The 26634-nt window shown below is 41.9% G+C and carries 27 protein-coding genes; 8 read left to right on the top strand and 19 right to left on the bottom strand.

Annotation, left to right across the window (positions count from 1 at the left end; all coding sequences use genetic code 11):
• The first annotated feature begins 347 nt into the window (after positions 1-347).
• Positions 348-791: an RNA recognition motif domain-containing protein gene (locus IEY40_RS18400; RefSeq protein WP_188958804.1), complete on the top strand. Its 444-nt coding sequence runs from the start codon at positions 348-350 to the stop codon at positions 789-791.
• 26 nt (positions 792-817) lie between these two features.
• Here IEY40_RS18400 and murI read toward each other — a convergent pair whose 3' ends face one another.
• Positions 818-1597, bottom strand: coding sequence for a glutamate racemase (murI, locus tag IEY40_RS18395; RefSeq protein WP_188958802.1), 780 nt, complete (start codon positions 1595-1597; stop codon positions 818-820).
• Positions 1598-1726: 129 nt separating this feature from the next.
• Between murI and trmA the strand changes: the two genes are divergently transcribed.
• On the top strand, positions 1727-2824 hold the full coding sequence (gene trmA, locus IEY40_RS18390) for a tRNA (uridine(54)-C5)-methyltransferase TrmA (protein WP_188958801.1): 1098 nt from the start codon (positions 1727-1729) through the stop codon (positions 2822-2824).
• Positions 2825-2897: 73 nt separating this feature from the next.
• On the opposite strand, the gene fabR is transcribed toward trmA, so the two are convergent.
• Entirely contained in the window at positions 2898-3515 is a 618-nt protein-coding gene (gene fabR, locus IEY40_RS18385) for an HTH-type transcriptional repressor FabR (protein WP_188958799.1), read from the bottom strand.
• 155 nt (positions 3516-3670) lie between these two features.
• Here fabR and IEY40_RS18380 point away from each other — a divergent pair, with 155 nt between their 5' ends.
• A complete protein-coding gene (locus IEY40_RS18380; RefSeq protein WP_188958797.1) occupies positions 3671-4777 on the top strand; it encodes an acyl-CoA desaturase in 1107 nt (368 codons plus the stop codon).
• Between the two features lie 53 nt (positions 4778-4830).
• Here the strand turns inward: IEY40_RS18380 and IEY40_RS18375 are convergent, their stop codons facing one another.
• Together IEY40_RS18375 and IEY40_RS18370 are read right to left on the bottom strand one after the other, a co-directional pair.
• Positions 4831-6708, bottom strand: coding sequence for an MFS transporter (locus IEY40_RS18375; RefSeq protein WP_188958795.1), 1878 nt, complete (start codon positions 6706-6708; stop codon positions 4831-4833).
• Positions 6705-7310, bottom strand: coding sequence for a TetR/AcrR family transcriptional regulator (locus IEY40_RS18370; protein WP_188958793.1), 606 nt, complete (start codon positions 7308-7310; stop codon positions 6705-6707). Before IEY40_RS18370 ends, IEY40_RS18375 begins: the two co-directional genes overlap by 4 nt.
• Positions 7311-7502: 192 nt before the next feature.
• Here IEY40_RS18370 and selD point away from each other — a divergent pair, with 192 nt between their 5' ends.
• Positions 7503-8561, top strand: coding sequence for a selenide, water dikinase SelD (selD, locus tag IEY40_RS18365; protein ID WP_188958791.1), 1059 nt, complete (start codon positions 7503-7505; stop codon positions 8559-8561).
• The gene (mnmH, locus tag IEY40_RS18360; RefSeq protein WP_188958789.1) at positions 8558-9661 is read left to right on the top strand and encodes a tRNA 2-selenouridine(34) synthase MnmH; all 1104 of its coding nucleotides are present in this window, start codon (positions 8558-8560) and stop codon (positions 9659-9661) included. Before selD ends, mnmH begins: the two co-directional genes overlap by 4 nt.
• 42 nt (positions 9662-9703) lie before the next feature.
• Here mnmH and IEY40_RS18355 read toward each other — a convergent pair whose 3' ends face one another.
• The 3 genes from IEY40_RS18355 to nudE all read right to left on the bottom strand — a co-directional run bounded on the left by IEY40_RS18355 (position 9704) and on the right by nudE (position 12650).
• Entirely contained in the window at positions 9704-11035 is a 1332-nt protein-coding gene (locus tag IEY40_RS18355; RefSeq protein ID WP_188958787.1) for a hypothetical protein, read from the bottom strand.
• A 104-nt stretch (positions 11036-11139) separates the two neighbouring features.
• Positions 11140-11949, bottom strand: a complete 810-nt coding sequence (gene cysQ, locus IEY40_RS18350) for a 3'(2'),5'-bisphosphate nucleotidase CysQ (RefSeq protein WP_188958785.1) — start codon at positions 11947-11949, stop codon at positions 11140-11142.
• 134 nt (positions 11950-12083) lie between these two features.
• A complete protein-coding gene (nudE, locus tag IEY40_RS18345; RefSeq protein ID WP_188958783.1) occupies positions 12084-12650 on the bottom strand; it encodes an ADP compounds hydrolase NudE in 567 nt (188 codons plus the stop codon).
• A 77-nt stretch (positions 12651-12727) separates the two neighbouring features.
• Here nudE and yrfG point away from each other — a divergent pair, with 77 nt between their 5' ends.
• On the top strand, positions 12728-13375 hold the full coding sequence (yrfG, locus tag IEY40_RS18340; protein WP_188958780.1) for a GMP/IMP nucleotidase: 648 nt from the start codon (positions 12728-12730) through the stop codon (positions 13373-13375).
• 100 nt (positions 13376-13475) lie between these two features.
• On the opposite strand, the gene IEY40_RS18335 is transcribed toward yrfG, so the two are convergent.
• Genes IEY40_RS18335 through gspC form a run of 12 tightly spaced genes read right to left on the bottom strand, consistent with a single transcriptional unit; the run spans position 13476 to position 24942 of the window.
• Entirely contained in the window at positions 13476-14237 is a 762-nt protein-coding gene (locus IEY40_RS18335; protein WP_188958778.1) for a type II secretion system protein N, read from the bottom strand.
• Between the two features lie 9 nt (positions 14238-14246).
• The gene (locus IEY40_RS18330) at positions 14247-14723 is read right to left on the bottom strand and encodes a type II secretion system protein M (RefSeq protein WP_188958776.1); all 477 of its coding nucleotides are present in this window, start codon (positions 14721-14723) and stop codon (positions 14247-14249) included.
• Position 14724: 1 nt separating this feature from the next.
• Positions 14725-15933, bottom strand: a complete 1209-nt coding sequence (gspL, locus tag IEY40_RS18325; RefSeq protein ID WP_188958774.1) for a type II secretion system protein GspL — start codon at positions 15931-15933, stop codon at positions 14725-14727.
• 51 nt (positions 15934-15984) lie between these two features.
• Positions 15985-16971 (bottom strand): type II secretion system minor pseudopilin GspK, encoded by a 987-nt coding sequence (gene gspK / locus IEY40_RS18320; RefSeq protein ID WP_188958772.1) that lies wholly within the window; start codon positions 16969-16971, stop codon positions 15985-15987.
• Positions 16971-17642 (bottom strand): type II secretion system minor pseudopilin GspJ, encoded by a 672-nt coding sequence (gene gspJ / locus IEY40_RS18315; RefSeq protein ID WP_188958771.1) that lies wholly within the window; start codon positions 17640-17642, stop codon positions 16971-16973. The genes gspK and gspJ overlap by 1 nt, the downstream gene beginning before the upstream one ends.
• Complete coding sequence (gene gspI, locus IEY40_RS18310) at positions 17623-18021, bottom strand: type II secretion system minor pseudopilin GspI (protein ID WP_188958770.1); 399 nt, start codon at positions 18019-18021, stop codon at positions 17623-17625. The genes gspJ and gspI overlap by 20 nt, the downstream gene beginning before the upstream one ends.
• Positions 18014-18625 carry a type II secretion system minor pseudopilin GspH gene (gene gspH / locus IEY40_RS18305; protein WP_428848171.1) on the bottom strand — a complete coding sequence of 204 codons (612 nt, stop codon included), beginning with the start codon at positions 18623-18625 and terminating at the stop codon, positions 18014-18016. The genes gspI and gspH overlap by 8 nt, the downstream gene beginning before the upstream one ends.
• Positions 18588-19022: a type II secretion system major pseudopilin GspG gene (gene gspG / locus IEY40_RS18300; protein WP_188958769.1), complete on the bottom strand. Its 435-nt coding sequence runs from the start codon at positions 19020-19022 to the stop codon at positions 18588-18590. The genes gspH and gspG overlap by 38 nt, the downstream gene beginning before the upstream one ends.
• Before the next feature lie 60 nt (positions 19023-19082).
• Positions 19083-20315 carry a type II secretion system inner membrane protein GspF gene (gspF, locus tag IEY40_RS18295; RefSeq protein WP_188958767.1) on the bottom strand — a complete coding sequence of 411 codons (1233 nt, stop codon included), beginning with the start codon at positions 20313-20315 and terminating at the stop codon, positions 19083-19085.
• A 3-nt stretch (positions 20316-20318) separates the two neighbouring features.
• Entirely contained in the window at positions 20319-21863 is a 1545-nt protein-coding gene (gspE, locus tag IEY40_RS18290; protein ID WP_283108131.1) for a type II secretion system ATPase GspE, read from the bottom strand.
• A gap of 7 nt (positions 21864-21870) precedes the next feature.
• The gene (gene gspD, locus IEY40_RS18285; RefSeq protein ID WP_188958765.1) at positions 21871-24003 is read right to left on the bottom strand and encodes a type II secretion system secretin GspD; all 2133 of its coding nucleotides are present in this window, start codon (positions 24001-24003) and stop codon (positions 21871-21873) included.
• A 24-nt stretch (positions 24004-24027) separates the two neighbouring features.
• Positions 24028-24942: a type II secretion system protein GspC gene (gene gspC, locus IEY40_RS18280; protein ID WP_188958763.1), complete on the bottom strand. Its 915-nt coding sequence runs from the start codon at positions 24940-24942 to the stop codon at positions 24028-24030.
• A gap of 253 nt (positions 24943-25195) precedes the next feature.
• On the opposite strand from gspC, the gene hslR reads away from it, so the two are divergent.
• A complete protein-coding gene (gene hslR, locus IEY40_RS18275; protein WP_188958761.1) occupies positions 25196-25594 on the top strand; it encodes a ribosome-associated heat shock protein Hsp15 in 399 nt (132 codons plus the stop codon).
• 27 nt (positions 25595-25621) lie between these two features.
• On the top strand, positions 25622-26482 hold the full coding sequence (gene hslO, locus IEY40_RS18270; RefSeq protein ID WP_188958759.1) for an Hsp33 family molecular chaperone HslO: 861 nt from the start codon (positions 25622-25624) through the stop codon (positions 26480-26482).
• Positions 26483-26634 lie beyond the last annotated feature (152 nt).

Here is a 26634-nt window from a genome sequence, read left to right as displayed (position 1 = left end):
TTTTTGCCGTTATCTCTGCCACCTCAATGGTTTGATAACACTCACCGGCTTTTGCTTTCGCTGTCTGCCGTGTCAGTGGATGCGCATTATAGGCAGCTTAAGATTTAGTGCAAGCGCTTTTAAGTAATATAAGTTTGAACGTTGAACTTTTGCTCAAATCGATTCTTTTTTGACTTCTTTGCTCAAAGAACCACCTTTTCCTAAATCACAATATGCTTATTTTTGATATTAAAGTGAATTTGAGCTCAATTTTTCAACAGTAGTCTGGTGTAACTGGTAAATTTTAATTACTATGTAACGGTTTTTAACAGTTATTTATCATTTTCATATTCATTAGAGATTATTTTATGCAGAAATCATTCGTGATTGTTTTGATTGCGGCGCTTCTAGGCGCTTTTGTTTTTTCTCAGTTTGGCGGTACATCTTCTTCTGTAGCGTTTATTGCTGGTGTTGTCGTGGCAACGTTAATTTTCACCTTTATCCCTACAAGCTCAGCAAATTCTGCTGATGAGCCTTATGTAGGACCAACTATGACACTATATGTAGGTAATTTGCCTTATCGTGTCCATGAAGGTGAAGTGAAGGCTTTGTTTGGTGAGTATGGTCCGGTTAACTCTGTGCGTTTGGTCCGTGACCGTAAAACTGGGCGTCGTAAAGGATTTGGTTTTGTTGAAATGTCTGAAGCAGGTGCTCAGAAAGCCATGTCTAAACTGAATGACTATAGTTTCCAGGAACGTACTTTAAAAGTAAGAGAAGCTAAATCACAAGAGTCTGACTCTGATAACAGCTAATTCTATTTTGTTTATTTAGTACTGTGTTAGTCGATTATGGTTACCAGCGAAAAATCACTAAAACCATAATCGACTAATGTCTCTTTAAGCCCTTCATTTATGTCTTTGGTATAACAAGCTTGTAATTGTTTATTGCCATTGTGTTCTTTACTCAATAAAAACCTCACCCGCTTTGCTACAGCTTCTCCTGAATCCAGTAATACAACGCCTTTACCAAGATAATCACTGATCTCTGCTGCTATCATCGGGAAATGAGTACATCCCAATACTAATACATCAATCTCTGACGCTTTTATTGGTTCAAGAAGATTATGAAGTTTATCCATATCTATTTTTTGTCTTGCGACATGCTGTTCGGCTAATAATACTAAATCTGATGTACCAAACAGTTCTACTTTACAGTCTCCGGCAAATTGCTGGATTAATGTTTGAGTATAATCTCGTTTCACCGTACCAGGCGTAGCCAGTAAACCTATATGCTTTTTGGTTGATAACATTGCTGCAGGTTTAATCGCAGGCACCACACCGACTACAGGAATGGTTAATAGTCTACGCAAATGCGGCAATACTAAAGTGCTCGCAGTATTACACGCGACAACAACAATGCAGGCATTAAGCCGTTGCGCATGAAGAGTGATCAACGCAACACAACCGGTGATCAGCTCTTGCTCTGATAAGTTACCATAAGGCAAACGGGCATTATCAAACAAATAACAATAATCGTGCTGTGGTAGTTGTTTTCTAATTTCACTCATAACCGACAATCCGCCGATACCAGAATCAAACACTAAAATAGGTCCAGACAATATTGGCTCCAATTATCAATATGTTCAGTATTATTTGTCTTGTCGCTTTATACTAGGGTGCGTAACACTAGACATGAGCGTCATTTAGTATAATATTTGCGCCCTTTTTTACAGCCTTAGGTGGACAACATGAATTTAGCCGCAATGGATCCTAAAAACTACGATGCACAATTACAACAAAAGCGCATCAAGCTTGAAGAGGCCTTTGCCGATTTCACACCACCAGCGCTTGAAGTCTTTGCTTCAGAACCAATGAATTATCGCATGCGTGCTGAATTTAGAATGTGGCATGAAGGCGATGACTTATATTACTACATGTTTGATAAAGCACTGAATGCAAAAGTGCGTTGCGATCAATATTTGCCTGCTGGTGTACTCATTAATCAAATGATGGCTGAATTGATTGTTGAATTAAAACCTAATCCAGCATTACGCCATAGATTATTTCAAATCGATTTTTTATCGACATTAAGTGGCGAAATATTAGTGTCATTGCTTTACCACCGCCAGCTTGATGAAGAATGGCGCGAGCAAACAACTCAATTAAAAGCTAAGTTAGCAGCCAAATATAATGTCAATATTATTGGCCGCGCCCGTAAACAGAAAATCGATTTAGATAAAGACTTCGTTGTCGAGTCATTAACAGTCAATCAACAAGTATTACAGTACAAGCAAATTGAAAACAGTTTTACTCAACCTAATGCCAAAGTGTCGGTAAAAATGCTTGAATGGGCAATAGATGCGACTAAGCAAAGCCAAGGTGATTTACTGGAACTGTATTGCGGTAATGGTAATTTCACCATTGCTCTAGCGCAAAATTTTAACCGTGTATTAGCAACTGAATTAGCTAAACCGTCTGTTGATGCCGCACAATATAACATTGATATAAATAACGTGACGAATGTTCAAATCATCCGTATGTCTGCAGAGGATTTTAGTGATGCAATGGCGAAAAAGCGTGAATTTAGGCGTTTGGAAGGTATTGATTTAGACAGTTTTGACTGCAATACCATCTTTGTCGATCCGCCGCGTGCAGGTATCGACCCTGAAACGTTAAAGCTTGTACAAGGCTACGAGCGTATTTTATATATCTCGTGCAACCCTGAAACCTTAAAAGACAACTTACTCACACTAAGCGAAACCCATGAAATAAGTCGTTTTGCCCTTTTTGACCAATTCCCGTATACCGACCATATGGAATCTGGCGTATTGCTAGTGCGTAAGTAAGTACATAAAAATTCACTAACACAAAGGCGCGATGATTCGCGCCTTTATTTTTTCAACTTTATAACCCATCCAGTTAAGCTCGATTATCCATCTTTTGTTGTAACGCCTCAGCACCTGTAGCAACCATACGCAGCTGTAACACAAGCTGATCGGCCAATGCTTTACGCTCACTACGTTTAATATCTAATGCTGATGCTCCTGCGTTAAAGACTAAAATAACCAACGCTTCTGCCTGTGCTCGAGCTAACTCAGGAGTACGCTTAGCTTGTGCTTCGGTGTAATGAGCCAATTCAGAAATAAAATGCTCAATTTCACGCTCAACTGCCGCTCTAAAAGCTGCAGAGGTGCCAGAACGCTCATGTAGCAAGATACGAAATACGTTTGGATTAGACTCTAAAACTTCTATAAAGGTATCGACGGAAATACGGATCACACTGCCACCAGCTTCAGCACGTTGACGGCCTTTGCGCATCATTTGACGCAAGGTTAAACCGCCCTCATCAACCATGGTTAATCCGAGCTCGTTCATGTCTTTAAAATGACGATAGAAAGAAGTGGGAGCAATACCAGCTTCACGGGCAACTTCACGTAAACTTAAGCTTGAAAAACTCCGCTCTGCACTTAATTGATTAAATGCAGCATCTACTAATGCACGACGCGTTTTTTCCTTTTGTTGTGCTCTAACACCCATCTCTAATCCAATCAGTCAATATTTAGCAACAGATAATACCGTTTTTAAAACAGAAACACAGCCCTGTTAAACTTGACCCGTCCCTATCGACTAAGTTAAATTAGCGTACAATTGTACGCTCAACTTGTTATAACCTATTATTGGAATCTTATTAAATGAAAAAACCTCCAATCATTTGGCTTAATACCCTGCTATTTGCCATTACCTTAATTGGCGCTGTGGTACTAATCCCTTGGCGTGGCTTCACCCATGGCTTTGACGGCATTGAATGGATTGCATTTGTTGTTTTTGCTTACGCTAGTGGTTTATCTATTACTGCTGGTTACCACAGACTATGGTCTCATAAAGCGTATAAGGCTCACCCAGCTGTACGCTTTTTATATGCTCTTGGTGGAGCATTAGCACTACAAAATAGTGCACTACATTGGTGTAGCGATCATCGTATACACCACAAACATGTTGATAATAATGATAAAGATCCATATTCAGCAAAAATGGGGTTTTGGTATAGCCATATCGGCTGGATGCTTAGAGAGTATCAGGCGAGTCGCTACAGTGATTATAATAACGTCCGTGATTTACAAAACGATCGCATTGTTATGTGGCAGCACAAGCACTACCTAGCGTTAGTCATTTTAATGAACATTGGTTTACCGGCATTTTTAGGTTGGTTAAACGGTGACATACTCTCTATGGTCCTAATGGCGGGTTTACTTCGCTTAGTAGTAGTCCATCACTGTACATTCTTTATTAACTCATTAGCACACATCTGGGGAAAACAGCCGTACACAGATAAAAACACGGCTCGTGATAATGCATTTTTAGCTTTATTGACTTATGGCGAGGGCTATCACAACTTCCACCATATTTTTGAAAACGATTACCGCAACGGCATTAAGTGGTGGGACTACGATCCAACTAAGTGGTTAATTAAAAGTATGAGCTGGCTTGGATTAACGACCGATTTACGTAAAGTACCACAAGAGCGTATTGAAAGTGCTCGTTTGCAAATGCAACTTTTACGAGCACAGAATCAAGTGGCTCACTTGCCTAACTGTGACGAAATCATTGAGAAGTTTCAGGCTGAATACGACTTAATGAAACAGCACTTACTTGAATATTATCAAGCTAAAAAAAGCTTATTAGATGCGAAACGTAAGCAGTTAGCAGACCATAATCTTAAGCAACAAGTACAAGATTTACGTAGTAAGTTTTTAGAAAGGCAGCGACATTGGCAAAGTTTAACTGCTGCTTATGCATAATAAATTGAGCACAACAAAAAGCCATCTTGATTAAATCAAGATGGCTTTTTTATTTATTGTATCTCTACTATTGAGTGTTCGAATTGCTGTGTCACTTGTTGTTGGAGCGCGATTCGATTGGTTGTATCACCAGCAACCACAGGCGCAATATTCACCTTAACACGAGACCAAAATCGTGTTGGCATAGTCGTTAATGCATGTCCGCCTTTATGACTAAAGTACGATCCCCATAGTCCATTGAGCGCTAACGGTATAACTGGTACTGGGTCGCGTTGTAAAATGGTCTCTATTCCGGGTCTAAACTCGCCGATATCACCATCTGAGGTTAAACGTCCTTCAGGAAATATACACACTAGTTCATCATTAGCTAACGCATTATGAATTTGTTCGAACGCATTAAGATAAGTCGCCTCACACTTTTTAGGCGAGCAAATAGGAATAACACCAGCATGCTTAAATACATACTTTAATAGCGGGATTTCGCTAATCGACTTGTCCATAACAAAACGAATTGGACGAGTTGATGCCCCCATTATAATCAGCGCATCAACATAACTCACATGGTTACTCACTATGATCCCTGCACCTTGAGCCGGAATGTACTGCCTTCCTTGCACTTTAACTCGATACATTACGTGGCTAAGCAAGTAGCTAATAAATCGTTGAGTAAACTCGGGCACTTGAGAGTAAACATAAATCAGTACCACTAGGTTAAGTACACCGATAAGCGTAAATAATTCAGGAATACTCCAACTGAATACCCCTAGTAGGACTATCGACAACACCGCAGAACCAACCATAAACAACGCATTAATAATGTTGTTTGCTGCGATTGCTTGCGCACACTCTTGTTTTTCTGCGCGAGTTTGAATAAACGCATATAAAGGTACAATAAATAGTCCCCCGCTTAACCCCACCAGAAACAAATCAATCATCACACGATAATGCTGCGTGTTAGCAACAAAAGACTCAAAACTATAGACAAAACCTGGCTCAACCACTTGTAGCGGTATTGCGCCTATCATGTCAAAGCTAAATATACTGAGTCCCAATACCCCAAACGGTAATAAACCTAATTCAACATGGCCAAAAGAAAAACGTTCACACACAAAAGAGCCAACAGCAATCCCCACAGAAAATAGCGCTAACAGTAAAGACACCACCGTAGCATCGGCATGTAAATGTAGCTTGGCAAAATTAGGAAACTGAGTCAGATATGTCGCACCGACAAACCAAAACCAACTAATGGCTAAAATTGCCATCCAAATTGAGGTTGTTTCACGTGCTTTATTGATACACCGCCATGTGCCTGAAAATAACGAAAACTTATACGGGTTTAATTTACCTTGTGCAGGTAATGATGGAATTGCACGACTAGCCAAATAGCCGCAAACAGCAAGCACGCAGACTATAATGGCAGCCCAAGTTAAGCCGTTTTCATTCGACACAACCAAGCCAGCACTTAGCGTACCAATAAGAATCGATAAAAAAGTGCCCATTTCAACTAAGGCATTACCTTTCACCAATTCAGCCTCGCTCAGAGCTTGAGGCAATAAAGAATATTTAACCGGACCAAAATAAGCCGATTGGCTACCGGTTAAAAACAACAGCACCAACATGACCATATAACTCTGACTAACAATCGCAATAGCCGCTGTGGACATGATGATGAGTTCGAGTAGCTTTAAGCGTTTGATCAATACTGCCTTATTCATGTTGTCTGCCACTATACCTGCATGGGCAGAAAATAAGAAAAACGGTAAAATGAACACACCAGCGGCTAAATTGACAAACAAATTAACGTCGATAGGTAATGCATTAAGCTGACTGTAAGTCACCAGCAATAACAGGACATTTTTATAAAAGTTATCATTTAGCGCACCTAAACACAGGGTTGCAAAATAAGGAAAAAAGCGTTTGGTTAATATCATACGAACTCCCTGTTGATGCCTATTCCGGCAATATATCCTTGTACATGACTGCAAAGCATTGCTTGCAAGTCACTGTGTGTGACAAATAGTTTCCCATCTAACGCTAAACACGTTAACCCGTGAATACCGCCCCAAAGTACCCTGCTCATCAACTCCACTTTTTGAATGCTAATGTCTGCTATACATAAACGCAGCTGAGACTCGACTAATGCAAATAGTGATTTAACTAAAGCTGAATGATTAGCTGGTAAAGGTTGCTCGTTGGGCATCGATAACTCAAATACTAATCGGAAACAGCTTTTATGTTGCAAAGCAAACACACTGTAAGCTTTTGCCATATTTTGAATATTTAATATTGGAGCCTGCTCTGTAAATCCCTGCAAAGCTGCGGATAGCTTAATTAAAGTATGTTCCGAAACGGCTAATAATAAGTATTGATAGCTACCGAATATATTGATCAAAGTACTTGGCACATAACCGATTTCGGCAGCAACCTTTCGTAAGCTCAACGAATGAATGTTGTCATACTGTAAATGCTTCACTACCGCGGCGATCGCCATTTGTCTAATTTGCTCATGAGTATGTTCTTTGCGTCTAGCCACAGCGCTATCCAATATCCATTATCTTGATGACAGCTAAATTAACAGCAAACAAAATAAAAAACAATGTTCATAATAATATTATTATTTAATAAGAAACGACGACCTAGTTTGATAAACGACTAAAACACAAGATATTCTGTCTAATAATGATTATAATTACTGCTCAATACGCCATCGAAAGATCACCCTATTATGTCTGAGCAAGCAGTTAAACTTACCGAATATAGTCATGGCGCCGGTTGCGGCTGTAAAATCTCTCCTAAAGTACTAAGCACTATTCTTGCATCGCAGCTCCCCGTTTTTACCGATCCTAATTTACTCGTGGGTAATCAAACGCGTGATGATGCCGCTGTATATAAGCTCAATGAACAAACAGGTATTATCAGTACCACAGACTTCTTTATGCCAATCGTTGACGACCCATTTACTTTTGGGCGTATCGCCGCAACGAATGCGATTAGCGACATATACGCCATGGGCGGTACACCTATAATGGCCATTGCAATATTGGGCTGGCCGGTCAATATACTACCTCCTGAAATAGCACAACAAGTCGTCGATGGCGGACGTCAAGCCTGCGCTGATGCCGGTATTATGCTTGCCGGTGGTCACAGTATTGATGCCCCAGAACCTATTTTTGGTTTAGCCGTAACTGGACAAATTCCATTAGAATTAGTCAAGCAAAACAATACAGCTAAAGCAGGCGATCGTTTATATCTCACTAAGCCGCTTGGCATTGGCATTTTGACCACGGCGCAAAAACAAAAGAAATTACGCGATGAAGATAGCCAAATAGCCCCGCAAGCCATGTGTCAGCTAAATACTATTGGGATTGAGATCGCTAAAATCACTGGTGTCAATGCTTTAACAGATGTCACAGGGTTTGGTTTAGCAGGCCATTTAATTGAAGTGTGCCAAGGCGCAAAACTCAAAGCAAACCTCGCGTTAAATAACGTACCTTTACTGCCCAAGGTGGCTGATTACCTAGCTCAAGGTTGTGTACCTGGCGGCACTCATCGCAACTTTGACAGTTACGGTGAGCATTTACCGCCTTTAACCGACGACCAAAAAGCCATTTTATGTGATCCACAAACCAGCGGAGGGTTATTAGTAGCAGTTAACGCAGAAAGCGAAGCCGAACTGCAAGCGTTACTGACTGCCAATAATATTGCTGCTGTGTGTATTGGCTCAATGGCCGAATTAATCCCTGTGAATGTTGGCCACGATATTCTCATTGAGTTAACTCAATGACCGACATCATTCCCAGTTCGGAATATGGCAGGTTACTACTCGAAAACAGAGCATTAATTGATGTCCGCGCCCCTATAGAGTTTTCCAAGGGCGCCTTTAGTCACTCAGTCAACTTACCGTTAATGCAAGACGCTGAGCGAGCAAAAGTAGGGACCTGCTATAAACAACACGGCCAAGATGCCGCAATAGCATTGGGACATGACCTGGTTACAGGTAAGGTCAAACAACAACGAGTCGATGCGTGGCAAGCGCAACTGTCACAACACCCTGACAGTTATTTATACTGTTTTCGAGGTGGACTTCGCTCTAAGCTCTCCCAACAATGGATAAAAGAAGCCGGTCTAAATGTGCCTTATATCCAAGGTGGCTATAAGGCAATGCGCAGCTTTTTAATTGAAACGATAGACACTGCGCCAATGCACTCCAATATGCTAATTTTAAGCGGCATTACCGGCAGTGGTAAAACTGAATTGATTCATCAACGAGCAGAATCAGTTGACTTAGAAGGGCTAGCCAATCATAAAGGCTCTAGTTTTGGTAAGAATATTGAACCTCAGCCGACTCAAATCAACTTCGAAAATAACCTCGCGGTATCATTGCTAAAACACCAACAGCAACATCATCACTATTTGTTGTTAGAAGATGAGAGCTTCCTTATTGGCCGTTCGGCACTGCCGCACCAGTTTTATCAGTCAATGCAACAAGCAAACATTATTTTACTTGATGAACCTAAAGATGCCCGACTCCCCCGACTACTTAACGATTATGTCACTGACAAACTAGCTGATTATGTGTCACGTATGGGTGAACAAGCAGGTTTTGATGCATTTAGTGCTTACTTAACTCAAAGCCTACAAGGCATTCGTAAGCGATTAGGGGGAAAGCAACATCAAGAGTTACAACAACTCGTTAATGTTGCGCTGCTAGTACAGCAAAACCAAAATGATACGAGTAAGCACGTAGATTGGATAAATCTATTACTTGAAATCTATTATGATCCTATGTACCAATTTCAGATAGAAAAGAAAATAGACAGAGTCGTTTTCCAAGGCGACAGGCAAGCGATTCATCAATGGTTAGATTCCCGTAAAACAGTCTAAAAAATAACGCCCTCTAAATTGAGGGCGTTATATCTTGTAGGCTTAATAAATATCTACTGAAATTTGCTCAATAACATAGTTATCATAAAAACTTGAGCGAGTTTTCAAATCAGTACGTTGTATTTCGGCCACTTTGGCACGGAATTGATTATATTGGGTCGCCGAATGGCTAAAGTAGCCATAAATCATTACCGATAAATTCGCCTGGGAAATTTGCTCAAACGGTGTTTGTAAATTTGTCGGTAAATCCAAGTCAGGCAAGGTACCTTTTAACGGTGCCTCAATTGTCCAGTTGGCAATACTGCTTTGGCCAAAGTCTATCTGAAGCATTGTTTTACCAGAACCTATGCCAGTAAAATCGTAATTGCTGGCACCGTCCTCACTAAAGCTATTTAAAATTGCGTCTGTACTTTGTAACATTTTTTGCTGGTTTTGTTGTAACTGCACAACTTGCGTATCGTTAGGATCCGATACACGATGGCGACGACTAGTGTAATAAAACACTTGGCCGTAATCATCACCCCCTAATGCTTCAAAATTAGAATAGGTAATAAAGTTATTAGCAAACAATCCAGGGAAAACTTGTGCAGACATGGGCCATTGAATCCAATTGACGCGCCCATTATCTGTTTCTGAAAATGTTCTAAATTCAGGGTCATAAATATTTTCGTTACCACTGCTTAATTCGGCATTAAGTACAACACCTTCATTAGCTTGATTTTCAAAGATAGAGGGAGCGACATATATGGTGCTATTATCGGCAAAGCCATTAACATCTATTTGCGCAGCATAAGGCGTCAAACCATCATCATAGGTAGGAGTTAACACTAAATTAACCGGTGGTAAGGTTCCGTCTTGCTCACATACCTTGGCGCTAGATGTAGTGTTTTTTCCATCGATATAAACGCTATAGCCGCTGTAGTTAGCCTTAACGTCACTCAGGTCAAATTCGTAATCGGAGCAAGCACAAGCTGAATCGATATTAGCATTGCGTTCACCTACAATACCTATATCACCTGCAACAACATTCAATTTGCTGTGCACGAATAACTCACCATCAATCTGTTGCGCATATGTGAAGTGATAAGCATCAGATGGCCAAGCAATGTCAAACTTACCTGTAGATGGCACTTTTGATTGGCTTAAAATACTGCCATCTTTACGATGCACAATAATGTCTGTTCCAACCGCTGGCTGTGAAACATCACATTGCATTGCATAATAAACAATATCACCGGTTAAGCGTCCATCTGCGCTGCCACCGCCAGCAGAAGACGAGTCATCTCCGTCCCCGCCACCACAACCGACTAAACCAATGATCCCTACAGCCAACATAATCGGTGAAAAAGCCGAATACATTCCTTTGTTTTTCATGTTTCTCGCTCTCAAATAACATAGTGTTTACAATGTAAGTACAATATTCACACGTTAAAATAAAAGCAATATACGCCTTAAAATATATTTGCAGAAGACATCAACTAGGTCGTCAACAAAATATCCCAAGGTAAATTCGTGCTACCTACAACGATGAAGTTTGGGTTCTCTAAGCTTTCACGTTCGTTGTAAGTCATTGGCTGCAAGTTAATATCAATCAATGCGCCACCCGCTTCTTCAATAATTATTTGTGCCGCGCCGGTATCCCACTCACCAGTAGGCCCTAAGCGTACATAACAATCAGCGCGGCCTTCTGCGACAAGGCAACTCTTTAATGCCGCACCGCCCATCACAACTAACTCACAATGATTCGGTTTATTGAGCAGCTTCAACACAGACTGCGGATCTTGGCGGCGACTTACCGCTAAACGTAAATTATCAGTTTCATTACTTGTTAACTGTTTACTGGTAATACGGATTTCATTTTTACCGTCACGCTTATATGCACCTAATCCTGCAATGGCGTAATAACACACCTTGGTCATTGGCACATAAACAATCCCCATAATAGGACGATTGTGCTCAACCAAAGCAATAATTACAGAAAAGTCACCACTGCCTGCAATAAACTCACCTGTTCCATCAAGCGGATCGACCAACCAATAACGCTTCCATGTTTCGCGTACACTTAATGGAATATCAGCAGCTTCTTCACTCAAAATAGGAATATCTGGAGTCAACGCTGCAAGTTGTTGGCAGATTATATCGTGGGCAGCTAAATCTGCCGATGTCACAGGCGTATTGTCTGATTTGATCTCACGTTTAAAGCTACCATTTAAGTAGATCTCGCGGATTTTCTCTCCGGCCTCTGTGGCGATGCCGATAACTTGGTCGATTACATCTTCTGGCTTCATTACTACTCCAATCGCTGGGTTCGATAAGGATGACCTTCTAAGGGGATAAACTACCTTTTTACCCCCTTATGTCGCGGTTGTTGCCTAAATTATTGTGTCGCACAAATGGCATGCACGTTGAACCATAGCTAAGACTATTTTTTCGATGTCTTAGAGGTTGCTAAATATTGCTGGGTTAAAAAGAGTGCACTCACACTGCGAGACTCTGAAAAATCACCATTATCGAGTAATAATTGCCAGTCCGCTAATGGCCACGGAATGACATCTATCGGCTCAGGTTCGTCCCCTTCTAAGCGGCTAGGATAAAGCTCCTCAGCGACAAAAATTTGCATTTTGCTAGAAAAATAACCTGGCGCAAGTGACAACTCTTTTAACAGTGTCAACTTATGGCTGCCAAATCCAATCTCTTCTTGCAACTCTCTGTTTGCAGCTTCAATGGCCGTTTCACCAGGATCGATCAATCCTTTAGGGAAACCTAATTCATAATTATCTGTGCCTGCGGCATACTCACTGGCTAATAACAGCCTACCTTCGTGGATAGGGACAATCATCACAGCCCCTCTGCTACCACCTTTCATTCTTTCATATTGGCGTTCAACGCCATTAGAAAACTTAAGGTGTACCTGCTCAATTTGAAACAGTCGGCTTTTAGCAACGACTTCTGTGTGCAGGATTTCCGGCTTTTTATGCCGCTGTGTCATTGCAGCCCCGTGTGACGAATTAATAAAGACAAGGTACAATCTTACTATTCTACGTATATTCTACAACCGGAATTTACATGTTTCCATGGCATAACATAGACACAGTGCTGCTCGATATGGATGGCACCCTGCTAGATTTGCACTTTGACAATCATTTTTGGCTACAATTAGTACCACAACAATTAAGCCTATTACGCCAGATAAGCATAGCCGATGCTAATGATTTGGTGACTCAGGCTTACCATAATGTGGTCGGTACGCTAGATTGGTACTGTTTAGATTATTGGCAGCAACATTTAGGCTTAGATATTTTAGCTTTACACCATACGGCTGCAGACAAAATTAACATTCGTAATGACAGCATGCCTTTTTTACTAGCGCTTGCCGGAGCAAGCAAGCGGCGAATTTTATTTACTAATGCCCACCCTCACAGTTTGGCGTTAAAACTCAGTCACACTAATTTGGCCGATGGCTTAGATGAGTTATTGTCGAGTCATGAAAGTGGCTACCCCAAAGAGCATCCCAACTTTTGGCGTTATGCGTTTGATAAATTTAATTTAGATCCTGCTAGATGCTTATTTATTGATGACAGTGAAGTGATTTTAGCGGCGTCAAAGCGCGCTGGTGTGGGCTATCAATTAGGTGTGAGTAATCCCGACAGTAAAAAACCGCACACGGTATTTAAGCAGTTTCCCGCGGTGAGTGACTTATTACACGCACTTTAACGAGTACAAAAGAAAGTGAACATTAAAAAGCGCGTTGATATTGCTATCAACGCGCTTTTTACTTACTTCTATTTGGTGAGCCAACAATATCAGTATTGATTTACAACCCTGGCACGACACCCTGATAGTTGATTGGATAATATCCCTGGCTATCTTGGCGACCTAAAAATTGTAACGCGTCGCGTAAATCTTTTGGTTGGCTATCTGTCGGCTTAATTTTAGCGCTGACTTTAACTAAGTTTGCTTCATCTAAAATAGCTGTCCCTGTTAACCCTAATGCATTTTGAGTTTCATCTGTCGCTAATTGCAGTTGGCCGTCAAGGCAACTCAAACCTAATGCGATATTACCTACAGGGTAAGCCCCAAATTGGTTTTTAACATCTGTATTATTTAAAAATAATTTCCCACTTAATTGTTCGCACCAAGGTTTGCCTTGCTCTAAAACCTCAACCATTAAGCTTACATCACCACTCACTTGAGTTTTAAAAGGTAATTTAGCTCCGGCAAGTAAAAAACTATCTGGAACATCAAGGCGAATATTTTTGCCGCTAACCCCCGCAAGAGACCAAGTTACGCTACCTTTACCACTAACAGGTGTTGCACGATTGCCAATACTAAAATCAATATTGGCTTGGCCCATAAATAAGCCCCAAGGACTTAATTGCCAACTCACATGTTCGACTTGACGCTGATCGACACTCACCAATGCTGCTTTACCTTGCCATAAGGTTCCGTCTACACCACTCAACACCGTATTATTAGGAAGCGGTGCAATACTGACTAACCAGTTTGCAGGAATATAAGCGACGAGAAAAATAAGATAAACAATCACGCCAACCAGTATTTTAAAAAATAAACTCACAAAAAATCCTTACTGTGAAAGCTGAATACGTCTGACTTTAACAAAGCCAGTAACATCAGACTCGGCTAAATCTACGCTGTCTAGCGTTAAGCCTTTTTGTTCAACTAAATCGTGTAAATAACCAAGTAATGCATCAAACGGAACATCGTCCATCCATAACTGTATTTTGTCACCTTGCGGCTGCATTCGAGTGATTTCTAATTGGTATTGTCCAGCAGTTTGGTTAACGATTGAACTTAAGCTGCCACGCACTTTTTCTTGAGCGCCAGCTTGTTTTAAACCAGCAATTTTATTGGCGGTTTGCTTTACATAATTTAAGGTTTGTTGGGCAGCATTATGGCTGCGTTCTGCCTCTATTTGAGCATTTGATATCGGTGTCCATATACCCCAATACATAATCCCAATAATGAGTATTGCTGCACAAAAGCCAACGAGCTGCTGCTCTCTAAGCGCTAAGCCTTGCCACCAAGTACGCAAATTATTCATCTTATTTGCTCCTCAAGGTCAATGTACTTGTCACGTTTTCATCCGTGCTGTTCATAGCGCCACCATCTAATTGATAATCTTTGGCTACGATCTCTTTAAATTGATCAATTTGGGCATAATTTTGCGCGGTCACTTGCATACGTAACTCATTACGGTTGCCCTCAAAGCGTAAACTATTTGGCTTAAGATCTGGTACTTTACTGAATGCAGGTTTGAGACCGTCGAGCATTTCAAAAAATGCCGCTCCGCCACCTTGGCCTTGCATGCTGCGTAATGCACTGTCCATTTGCGAGCGCATATTAACAATGCGATTAACTCCTGGTACAGCTTGTTTAAAAATCACTTCGCTTTGAGTACGTAACACTTCAGTGTCATTATTCAGCTGATGGATCATCAAACCTTTATTCACCAATGCTAATACAATGGCGAGCACTAAAACAATCGCGGCATTTTTCCACACTAACAGATGCTTGCTATATTCACGTTTAGGCTTGTAGATACCACTGAGTAAATCAATGGGTGCATTCAACACACCTTTAGCCAACACCATCATTGGCAGATCAAGTGGCTTACTGTCTACTTGCACACCTTCAATCGCAATGTCTTCGCTATAGCTGGCTACGTTGATTTGAGCGTTATCATTGCGCTCTGTCGCTTGCTTGACTAACTGAGGCAGCGCAAAGGCTGACCACGCTTTAGGTAGGCTGATGCCGCCACCCTCAGATGTACGTATTAAATATTCGTTCCCTAAACTCATTGCAGCCCATCTGCATTGCTCTAGTGGCAACGCTAAGCAATCTGGCACAATGCGTTTTACTTTTAAGCCCGCATCTTGTAACCACGCTAACCATGTTTGCATTTGCTCATGAGCTACCGCTGCTACATTGAGATGTTCGCCCTCGCGCGGACCAACCACAAAATGCATACGTTCAACATCTGTTGCGAGCGTTTCTTCTAGCATGTAAGGCAAGGCTTTTAACGCTTGGCGCTGGCCTTTTTCAGGTAAAGCAATTTGAGTTAATGTCATACTGGCCGCTGGCACAAGTACATCAACAGGACGATTGCCCGCACGCTCAGCTAAACTGCTCAGGCTCGCGGCGTCAGCCAACTCACCTGAGGCAATAATCTCTTGCTCTTGCTCTGACCAGACAAGCCATGAACATGGGTGTTCTGATGTTTTTCCTAATCGGATAAATAGCCGTTCAGACACTGTTATTCTCCACCGCTCTCAATACGTCTTTTACACGCTATGAGCTTGTTATTATTGTTGACCACCATACTGACGGGTGAGCACTTCTAAATTATTGCCATTGCGCTTAAGCACACTGTCCATTCTAAATATAGCATTGTCGACTTTGGCGCCCGCGTGTAATAAAAAATACTCGCTATCGACAACAAAGCTCGACTTGAGGTCTGCTTCCGCTTTAATACTGCTTAGCGATGAGCTTTCCCAAAATTCTTCAATCGTACCGTAACCGTCTGCGGGGCGTTCGTTGATAATATTTTCAGCTTCACTTACCGAAACTTCATTCTCTAACATCGCGGCAAGTAAGGCTGCTTGTTCAACTTTAACGGTATTCACATTTAATAACTGTCGACTGTCACCGGGTATTGCACAGACGTAATCTAAAATATTGATGTACACATTTTGATTAAACCCAAGCACTGCACGTAATTCGCTACGATGCTGCATCAAGGTATTTGCTGCGCGATACGGCACATTACGCGACTCATATTCAGCATCTTCTGCGCCATAAGCACTCGATACCGTATCCACGTCGACGTAATCTTTTAAGGTTTGCGTTAGTTGCTCTGCACCAAACTCATCAACACCTAAGCTAATTAACAAAGATTGAAACTGCCTTGCTGCTAAGGTCATTTTAGGTTGATTATCTTCAGTAGTACTTGACGGCTCGCCTACTGCATTGACATTAAAACAGGCTCGCATATCTTCAATTTCGCCAACAATTTCACCGTACTCTGCCGGAAAGACTACATTAGCTAAAGCCCAGTATTGTTGTAAATGCACTGTGCCTTCGGCGTCTTCAAAATCTTGTTTAAGCACTTTCATGGCAAGCTCTTCAGCAGACATGGCATACCAATAAGCTTGGTCATATTGCGCCATGTTTAACGTCCGACGCATAGATAACTGGTTGCGACTGGTAATATTGGTGGCAATAATGACCACTAAAGCTACAATCAGCATAACGACAATCAGCGCGACACCTCGCTGCTTTTGGCCGCCCATTAGCTCGCGTCCTTATCGTTTGAATCTTCTGAATCTTCTGAATCTGTTGAATCGTTAACGGGTGCACCTTTAGGTAATAAAAAACGTCGTTGAATTTTACCTAAGCCTTCAATCTCTATTTCCATGGCAATACCTTTTGGCATCACTGTTCCGTCTGCTTTTGTCTGCCATTTATCATCAATAAAAAACGAATACTCAATCGATACCACATGATCAATCACTAAACTTTTTAATGGTTCTGCACCCACTATGGGTTCAGGGTACGGATAATACCATCGCTCTAAACGACCGGCTTGCACTACATAAGCAACCGATTGCACGCTGCCTCTAGGTAACATGCCATCTGGGTTTAGCCAGCCTAATCTGAAAAACATTAATGCCTGGGTGTCAGAGTCGAGAATATTATCACCAGCCTGAAAAAACTGCTTACCGCGATCGCCTTCAAATGATCTTGGCGTGCGCGCCACCATTTGTCCTAAGTCGCGCTCTAATGCGCCAAATCCTTGTTGTAATGCTTTGAGGCGAACCGCAAAATCTTTGGTCACTTCATCGTTTTTCATTACCGCAGACAATACCGAGTTAGCCGCAATGCCAAGCATGGCAAAAATCGCTATTGCGATGAGCATTTCAAGTAAGGTAAAACCGCCGACATTAGGCTTTGTTGTGCACATAACTGCTTACCTGAGCCACAATTCGTTCATAGCGGTTATCGTCGCTAACACTCACTTTAATCATTCTAAATTTATCGTCTGTGGTTTTTACCACTTCTTGTCGCCAGTACCATTCACGCCCGGCTAATTCGACCTGGCCTTCTTTTTTGCCAATATCGGGAAAGTCGCTGGTTAATCTAATGTCAACCATTTGATTGCTGGCAACCCACTGTGCAAGCGTGCGTTCTTCTAAAATGGGCATATTAGCCATTTGTTCGCTTAAGCTCTTGGTTACCGACACCGCTGCAATTGAAAACACCGCCAATGCAACAATCACCTCGAGCAAAGTCATGCCTAGATGTTTATTTAATGCACGAATAGAACGAGGTGAATTATTCATCGACTCGCCCTAACGTTAACCGCCCCAGAGCATCACCAACCACTAACACATTGACGGGTTTAAGCTCGTCATCTACGGTGGTAAAATTAAGTTCAAATGGGGTCATTTCGCCACTAGGGAATAATAAAATCTGTGGTTCTGGATGTTTTTTCTTATCATCTTCACTTTCTTCATCGATAAACGGCTCGTCAAACCACGACTCATCTTGTTCATCTTCTTGCACTAATGGCATACCATCAATGACAATATCTAACACTATCCCTGCGTCCATTTGTTGAGTCGCCAGTAGGCGGTCTTGCTCAACAGGCAGCCATTTTCCTTCTTTATAAAATACAAATTGGTATTCGTCTTCATCAATCACAATGCCAATAAATTGGCCACTGAGTACACTTTCGTCCAGCACCATTTCAGTCGCCGACATGAATCGTTGCGCCTGTTTTTTAAGTGCTTGCTCTGGCCCTGCTACGTTCATAGAAATGGTGACTGCAGCAGCCACCAAGCCCATTAACAATGCAACCAGCAGTACCTCAAGTAAGGTAAAACCTGCGTGACGACGACAATGCATATTATTGGAAGTCTTGTAGGTTCCAGCTGCCAATATCATCTTCAGTACCTGGTTGTCCGTCTGGACCGGAGCTAAAGATATCAATTTTGCCATTTTCACCTGGACTTAACAGTAAGTAGTCATTGCGCCATGGATCTTGCGGTAAACGCTTCACATAACCGCCGTCACGGAAATTGCGTGGCTCTGGCGATGACGTCGATTTTTGCACTAATGCGTCAAGGCCTTGCTCCGTAGTTGGATATATACTGTTATCTAATTTATACATATCTAAGGCGTTTTCGAGCGCAACAATATCTGAAACCGCTTTTTGCTGGTCAGCTTTATCTTTGTTTCCCATCAAGTTAGGCACAACCATTGACGCTAAAATACCTAAAATAACAATCACCACCATCACTTCTAGCAAGGTGAAACCGCGTTGTTTATTGTGTTGTTGCATTAAAGACTTCCTTCTAAAAATGACTCAAAATCTTGAGCTAATCGGCTTTGCGTGTTGCACTTAGCCACTGATTAAGTTATTTAATTCTAATATCGGCTGCAAAATGGCCATCACGATAAATAATACAACCGACGCCATACTCACGACTAGCATTGGCTCAAAAACCCCTAAGGCGATATTGACGTTAGATTCAAACTCACGGTCTTGGTTGTCTGCCGCGCGTTCTAGCATATTTTCCAATTGGCCACTTTTTTCACCTGAGGCGATCATGTACAGCATCATCGCAGGGAACAACTTAGTATTAGTCAACGCGGCACCTAAACTGGTTCCCTCACGCACACGCGCAGTTGCATCATCTACTGCGGCGCGCACTTTGACGTTTTGTAATACTTCACTCGCAATACGCATCCCATCAAGTAGTGGCACTGAACTGGCTGATAAAATACTTAAGGTACGGGCAAAACGTGCAGTATTTAAGCCTTTGCTAACTTTACCAATAACCGGTGTATTAAGTAACGCGCTATCGTATTTCATTCGCATACTTGGATTGGTTAGCATACGCTGAAACAATATCAAGGCGCCAAAGATAATTAATACCACAAGCACACCCCAATGTTGCACAAAGTCAGACGCTAGGATTAAGAATTGAGTTGTACCAGGAAGCTCTTGGCCCATATGCTCAAACTGACCAACCACTTTAGGCACTACTGCGGCAAGCAATACGGCAATAACACCTATCGCGACGACAGTAAGGACAATAGGGTAAATCATGGCTTGAGTGAGTTTGGACTTAAGCTGTTGGCGACGCTCCGTATAGTCAGCAAGACGATTGAGTACCACTTCTAAATGACCCGACTTTTCTCCTGAGGCCACCATCGCGCGATATAAATCATCAAACACATGGGGAAATTCAGCCATAGAGTCGGCTAGGCTATAACCTTCAACAACTCGAGAACGAACCGCCATGATCATATTACCTAAACGGGCTTTTTCAGATTGTTGTCCTACCGCTTTTAGTGCTTCTTCAATCGGTAAACCTGCCGCCACTAAGGTGGCAATCTGCCGAGTGATTAATGCAAGCTCCGCGACAGAAATTCGTTTTTTAAACAGATTAGCAAGACTAAAGCCGCCGCGTTGCGAACGGGCTTCTTTCTCACTTACAGGTTGTAGTTCAAGCGGCATAAGACGTTGATCACGTAGTTGACTACGAGCATGACGCGCAGTATCTGCCTCTATCACTCCTTTTTGCTGTTTGCCTTTGCTATCAAGGGCTTTGTATTCAAACGCTGCCATTGATTATTCCTCGCGAGTTACGCGTAACACTTCTTCTAACGTTGTTACACCCGCTAACACCTTGCTCATGCCGTCATGACGAATACTCGGTATCGACTTTCTTGCATATTTTTCAATGGCTAACTCGCCACGACCACCGTGAATTAACTCACGGACATTGTCATCAACGATAAGAAGTTCATGAATACCCGTTCGGCCACGATAGCCATTTTGGCTACAAGCCTTACAACCTTTAGCCCGATAAATGATTCGGGTATCGTTAGCGGTAATGCCTAATAATTCACGTTCGCGCTCATCTGGCTCGTGAGCTTCTTTACACGTTGGGCATAATGTACGAATAAGGCGCTGGGCCAAAACGCCAAGTAAACTGGATGACACTAGAAACGGTTCAACACCCATGTCTTGCAAACGAGTAATGGCACCCGATGCAGAATTAGTGTGTAGCGTTGAAATAACTAAGTGACCCGTTAACGAAGCTTGTACTGCAATTTGGGCGGTTTCAAGGTCGCGAATTTCACCAATCATGACCACATCAGGATCTTGACGCAAAATGGCGCGTAAACCACGAGCAAAGGTCATATCGACTTTAGTATTAACCTGAGTTTGACCGATACCTTCTAGCTCGTACTCGATTGGATCTTCAACGGTTAGAATGTTGGTATCTTTAGAGTTAATCTCAGTTAAACCTGCATACAAGGTGGTACTTTTACCCGAACCTGTTGGACCGGTCACCAAAATAATACCGTGTGGTTTACGAATTAACTCATCAAATTGCTCACGAATACCCGCTGTCATGCCTAATTGTTGTAGGTCTAAATTTCCGGTGTTTTTGTCTAATAAACGCATTACTACACGTTCGCCATGGCTAGAGGGCATAGTCGACACACGCACATCAACGGCACGTCCAGCAATACGCAATGAAATACGTCCATCTTGCGGTAAACGTTTTTCGGCAATATCTAAACGCGCCATAACTTTAATACGCGACACCAATAATGATGACAATTTACGGTTTGGCTTTAAGACTTCTTTAAGTACACCATCGATACGAAAACGCACAACAAGCTGTTTTTCATAGGTTTCAACGTGAATATCTGACGCTTCTTCTTTAATGGCTTCAGACAATAAAGCGTTAATTAATTTAATAATTGGCGCGTCGTCGTCACCTTCAAGTAAATCTTCGGTTTGCGGCAACTCTTCGGCAAGAGTAAACAAGTCCATTTCATTACCAATATCTTCCATAAGCTGTTGCGCTTCTGAAGAGTTAGCTTGGTAAGCCTGGGTTAACTTAGCTTCAAATTTAGCCACTTCCAGCTTTATTACGGCTAGTTCAACTCCCGCATAACGCCTCACTTCTAACATGGCGTTTAGCGGTGTGTTGTCGGTATAAAATAAACAAAGTTGCTCATTTTCTTTAGCAAGAACCAATTGAAAGCGATGCGAAAACGCAAACGGCAGACGCTCTTTACTGTTCGAGTGAAAAACTTCATCGCCTTCGACAACTTCCATAGCAACGTCACTTGATACTTGAGCTAGTGGTTCTGTCATTGCACTATCAATCATTGTCTTGAGCCTTGTCCTTTTGCATGCTTTCATCGATGACTCTTAAGGCCGCATCGGAATCACGCAAATCAGTATCTAGACGTTGACGATTTTTATAGTGTTCAAGCATGTCATTCACCTCATCAGGTAAATACGCTTCTTGGCTCCACTCTTCTAGTACAGGTACTTGGGTATTTGGCATCAAATTAACACCACGCCCCTGCTGTTCAAGCTGTAAAGCTCTGAAATAATTATATTTACGACCAGCAATGCCTTCCATCGTCATACCGTCGCGGATAATGGTAGGCTTGATGAAAATCATTAGATTCTTCTTGGTGGTACTGCTTGAGGAAGATTTGAATAACCATCCTAAATACGGAATATCACCCAAGATAGGGACTTTTTGCACACTTTCTTGCACATCTTCGCTAATTAACCCGCCTAGTACGACAATTTGACCTGAGTCAGCCATCACAGTTGTGGTTAATCGACGAGTTGAGAAACTGATATCAACACCAGTATTACCGTTAACACCCGAAACTTCTTGCTCAATCGTTAATTTAACCGACGAACCTTCGTTAATTTGCGGCACTACTTTTAGCTTAACACCCACTTCTTTGCGCTCAACCGTTTGGAAAGGGTTATCGTTATTCGAGCTAGAAGTTGAACCTGTGAGAATAGGCACCTCATCACCAACAATAAATGATGCTTCTTGGTTGTCTAACGTGGTAATCGACGGTGTAGCAAGAATATTTGAATTAGTATCACTCGATACTGCTTGAATTAACGCTGCAAAATTACCAGAAGCCACGCCCCATGCCATGCCATTCACTTTACCTAATGCTTCAGCAATTAGAGTATAGTCGCCATCTGATGTTGGGTTAGTGGTTTGGGTAGATCCACCGTCAGAGTTAGTGACGGTAACGGTAGTGCCTTCTTCTTCTTGTGCCGCAAGCACACCAGCGCCCACTTCACTGATACTCGGCCCAATATTATTAAATTGAGTTAAGCCACCAGAAGTACTGCCCCATTGCACACCAAAACCAACATTATCACCTTCTGAAATCTCAACGATAATCGCTTCAACCAATACTTGCGCGCGGCGGATATCAAGTTGATTAATGACGCTTTCAATTGTTCTTAACTGATCAGGTTCAGCACTAATCACCAATGAGTTAGTATCATTGTGCGCCATAATATTGATATCACTACGACGTTTACTTGTGCTGCCTTGTGCTGCGGTGGCGCCTTCTTTATTTTCTTGTAGGTTTTGCGCAAACCCAGTTAACACTTCGACTAAGTCTTCGGCTTTGGCATAACGTAAATAGCGTACTTTGGTATTGCCCATATTGGCTTGTTCAGCGTCGAGACGTTGAATTAATTCAATTACTCGCTCACGGCTTTTTTCATCGCCACTGACGACCACTGCGTTCATGCGTTCATCGGCTACCACTTTGGGTGCTTGCCCAGGCAATTGCGCTTGGTTAGCGGTTGAACGATATAAGGTGTCAACAATACGAACGATTTCACCGGCTGAAGCATAATTTAATGTCACCACTTCTACCGCGGTATCACCTTGCTTATCTACTCTGCGCACAATTTCAACTAATTTGTTTACTACCGCAGCACGACCAGAAATCATTAATACGTTGGCTTGATCATAGTTTACGACGTTACCGCCACCAGCATTGTCGTTTAGCTGACGTAGAAGCGGTGCAAGCTGTTTGGCTTCTGAGTTATACAATGGCACCACGCGGGTAACCATTTCGTCACCTAAACCAGGCGTGTTATCGTCTGCAACCCGAATAGCTGACGTTTTGGCGTCTTTGTCTTTAATGACTTTAATCACGTGGTTTTCCATTTCAACCACGGCATAACCATAAACTTGCAATACGTTTAAAAAGAATTGGTAATATTGGTCATCATTCAATAAATCGTAACTACGTACGTTAATTTTACCGCGAACGGTAGGATCAACAATGATGGTTTTATTGAGGTTTTTACCGACAATATTAATAAACTCTTGAATATCAGTGCCTTTAAAATTAGCCGCATATTGCTCTGACCAGGCCATAGGTGCAGCCATCATTGCAGCACCCACTAACATTCCAGCAATAATCTTATGTCGGATCCCTTTGTTATTCATTTTACTCAATCCTCTAACGCCAAATTATTCTGGCAAACTAAACATGATTTCGACCAACTGCCCTTCACGCTCTACCATGACAGCCATTTCGGTGAGCTCAGGCAGTTGCGCCATCACTTCTAAAGCCTGACCCATATCGGTCAGATCAAATCCATTAATTGATTTAGCTAAATCATTAGCCTGAAAACCCGCTTGCTTAAACAAGGCAACATCCTTACCTGGATTTAAGCGATAGCCTGATAATTCTTCACCACTACGTACAGGGGAAATGGCTAAGAAGTCGGTAATTTTACTGGGGTCGGCTAATAATTCATCGCGTGAATTAGATAGATCTTCTGAAAAATCTTGGTTACTGCGGCGATCAACTCGAGTCACTTTTTGATCGACTTTCGCCTGCTGTAGTTGTTCGTTAGCCTGACTTTCCGTTGTGTACTTTAGGCCATCTAGCATTAAAGTTTCATAGCGGCCGCCATTGGTAATAATAATCCTATCGGCATAGACTTCTTTTAATGATGCCGACGTCCCTTTAATTTTATCGCCCAAGCTATAAGTTTCTTGCTGACCGCTAGACTCAATAACCGCTAAACCTTGTTCTTCAGCAGTCGACGCAACCACACCGGTTAACTGAATAGACAAGTTAGTTTTAGGCGCATCGGTGATTTGCTCAACGGCTTCAGGCTTAGGTTTATTAGCGTTGCCATCAACTCGGCCAAACAATAATAGGTTACGTACACCAGCAAGCTCAATACGCTTAGTAGTGGTTGCAGAAATGGGGGATGGTTGCCACGTCGCAGATTGCGATGACACAGGCATCAACTTCCATGTAATTTGTGCCGCTAGCAGCAACACAATGACTAACCCAAACAAAAACACAGCAACACTTAACGGCTTATGCGGCACGGTTGCAGCTTTAGTGATCAGTTTATCTAATAAATCCATATATAATTGGACCCTCTATACGTCTTGGTACAGGTCTCTGTTCTAATTGTTGAAAAGTAATACTTAGACGCCATGCTAACCTACAGAAGATAAAGCAACAACCCTAGAGCATATCGATTGGCGAAACTGCACCAAATATGCTAAGTTTGCGCGCACAAATGAGGCTCAATTTAACCCCATATTGCAATAATACTAACATTGTATGGCAGTTAGATTACTCAGTCTGTGAAATCATCCCTGTTTTGGAGGCCATTTGAATCAAATTCAGTCCGAAAAGAGCATTATTCGGTTAGATAAATGGTTATGGGCGGCACGATTTTATAAAACCCGCGCCATTGCAAAAGACATGATTAACGGCGGTAAAGTACATTACAACGGCCAACGGACTAAATCCAGCAAGAATGCTGAAGTCGGTGCAAAAATTCGTCTACGCCAAGGTAACGATGATAAAGAAGTGATTATCAAGGAGTTATCAGGCCACCGACAAGGTGCAAACATAGCACAAACTTTGTATGAAGAAACCCCCGAAAGCATTAGCAAACGCATCATTAACGCTGAAGCGAGACGGCTCAACATTTTGAATAATCCGGCACCTGATCACAAGCCTGATAAAAAACAACGACGACAGCTTATGCGCTTTAAAGACTTTTAAGCGCCTAAAAGAGTTAAGAGAGTAAAGATGAACAACGATATTTTACATCGCTATCTATTTGATAATGCAGATGTTCGCGGTGAAATAGTCCAGCTTGAGAATAGCTATCAAGAAGTGCTATCAGCTCACGAATACCCAGTAGCAGTACAACATTTGTTAGGCGAGTTGATGGCTGCTACGTCGTTATTAACCGCCACGATAAAATTTACCGGTGATATTAGCGTACAGCTGCAAGGCGACGGTCCTGTAACATTAGCGGTGATTAACGGTAATAACGAACAAGTATTGCGTGGTGTCTCTCGCTGGAATGGTGACATTGCAGATAATGCTAGTTTGCAAGAAATGTTTGGTAAAGGCTATATGGTCATCACCCTAACTCCAGATGAAGGTGAGCGTTATCAAGGTATTGTGTCACTAGACCATATCGATTTAGCCGCCTGTTTAGAAGAGTATTTTAATCAATCTGAGCAGTTACCTACGCAGATCAAGTTATTTGCTAACGGCAAGCAAGCTGCTGGTATGTTATTACAAGTATTACCGACCAAGTCTGACCAAAATGATGACTTCGAACACTTATCAACCCTTACCTCCACCATTAAAGCTGAAGAGTTATTTAGCCTAGATGCGCCTGATGTCCTACACCGTTTATATCACCAGGAAGAAGTGCGTTTATTTGATCCTGTTGATGTAACGTTTAAATGTACTTGCTCACGTGAACGAAGTGGTGCAGCAATTAAGACGCTCTCTAAAGCAGAAATAGAAGTGATTTTAGCTGAAGATGGCAAAATCGATATGGGCTGCGAATACTGCAAAAATACCTATTCATTTGATGCAATCGATATTGCCGCCTTATACGCAGGTAGCCATAGCAGCGATGCTCAACAGTAAAGAACTGCATTTCGTAATGAATTACAAAAAAAGCGCATTAAGCGCTTTTTTTATGCGTAAATTTTGATTTTAGAATAACAAACATGAAAAACTTTCAGAAAAATTACCAAACTGTTCGTTACCAAAGGCTAAAGTTCGGTTACAATCAGCCT

Origin of the sequence: Shewanella ulleungensis (assembly GCF_014648315.1) — a bacterium.
GTDB classification, from domain to species: Bacteria; Pseudomonadota; Gammaproteobacteria; order Enterobacterales; family Shewanellaceae; genus Shewanella; species Shewanella ulleungensis.
This window is presented reverse-complemented; position numbering and strand designations above follow the sequence as displayed.

Excerpts from the sequence above, each read along its gene's own strand:
- gspD (WP_188958765.1), bottom strand. The coding sequence starts at position 24,003 with ATGAATAACAAAGGGATCCGACATAAGATTATTGCTGGAATGTTAGTG.
- yrfG (WP_188958780.1), top strand. The coding sequence starts at position 12,728 with ATGTTTCCATGGCATAACATAGACACAGTGCTGCTCGATATGGATGGC.
- hslO (WP_188958759.1), top strand. The coding sequence starts at position 25,622 with ATGAACAACGATATTTTACATCGCTATCTATTTGATAATGCAGATGTT.
- gspH (WP_428848171.1), bottom strand. The coding sequence starts at position 18,625 with ATGATATTGGCAGCTGGAACCTACAAGACTTCCAATAATATGCATTGT.
- IEY40_RS18355 (WP_188958787.1), bottom strand. The coding sequence starts at position 11,035 with ATGAAAAACAAAGGAATGTATTCGGCTTTTTCACCGATTATGTTGGCT.
- gspF (WP_188958767.1), bottom strand. The coding sequence starts at position 20,315 with ATGGCAGCGTTTGAATACAAAGCCCTTGATAGCAAAGGCAAACAGCAA.
- gspC (WP_188958763.1), bottom strand. The coding sequence starts at position 24,942 with ATGGATTTATTAGATAAACTGATCACTAAAGCTGCAACCGTGCCGCAT.
- IEY40_RS18375 (WP_188958795.1), bottom strand. The coding sequence starts at position 6,708 with ATGATATTAACCAAACGCTTTTTTCCTTATTTTGCAACCCTGTGTTTA.
- fabR (WP_188958799.1), bottom strand. The coding sequence starts at position 3,515 with ATGGGTGTTAGAGCACAACAAAAGGAAAAAACGCGTCGTGCATTAGTA.
- trmA (WP_188958801.1), top strand. The coding sequence starts at position 1,727 with ATGAATTTAGCCGCAATGGATCCTAAAAACTACGATGCACAATTACAA.
- selD (WP_188958791.1), top strand. The coding sequence starts at position 7,503 with ATGTCTGAGCAAGCAGTTAAACTTACCGAATATAGTCATGGCGCCGGT.
- nudE (WP_188958783.1), bottom strand. The coding sequence starts at position 12,650 with ATGACACAGCGGCATAAAAAGCCGGAAATCCTGCACACAGAAGTCGTT.
- cysQ (WP_188958785.1), bottom strand. The coding sequence starts at position 11,949 with ATGAAGCCAGAAGATGTAATCGACCAAGTTATCGGCATCGCCACAGAG.
- gspG (WP_188958769.1), bottom strand. The coding sequence starts at position 19,022 with ATGCAACAACACAATAAACAACGCGGTTTCACCTTGCTAGAAGTGATG.
- IEY40_RS18330 (WP_188958776.1), bottom strand. The coding sequence starts at position 14,723 with ATGAATAATTTGCGTACTTGGTGGCAAGGCTTAGCGCTTAGAGAGCAG.
- gspE (WP_283108131.1), bottom strand. The coding sequence starts at position 21,863 with ATGACAGAACCACTAGCTCAAGTATCAAGTGACGTTGCTATGGAAGTT.
- mnmH (WP_188958789.1), top strand. The coding sequence starts at position 8,558 with ATGACCGACATCATTCCCAGTTCGGAATATGGCAGGTTACTACTCGAA.
- gspK (WP_188958772.1), bottom strand. The coding sequence starts at position 16,971 with ATGGGCGGCCAAAAGCAGCGAGGTGTCGCGCTGATTGTCGTTATGCTG.
- IEY40_RS18380 (WP_188958797.1), top strand. The coding sequence starts at position 3,671 with ATGAAAAAACCTCCAATCATTTGGCTTAATACCCTGCTATTTGCCATT.
- IEY40_RS18400 (WP_188958804.1), top strand. The coding sequence starts at position 348 with ATGCAGAAATCATTCGTGATTGTTTTGATTGCGGCGCTTCTAGGCGCT.
- gspI (WP_188958770.1), bottom strand. The coding sequence starts at position 18,021 with ATGAATAATTCACCTCGTTCTATTCGTGCATTAAATAAACATCTAGGC.
- gspJ (WP_188958771.1), bottom strand. The coding sequence starts at position 17,642 with ATGTGCACAACAAAGCCTAATGTCGGCGGTTTTACCTTACTTGAAATG.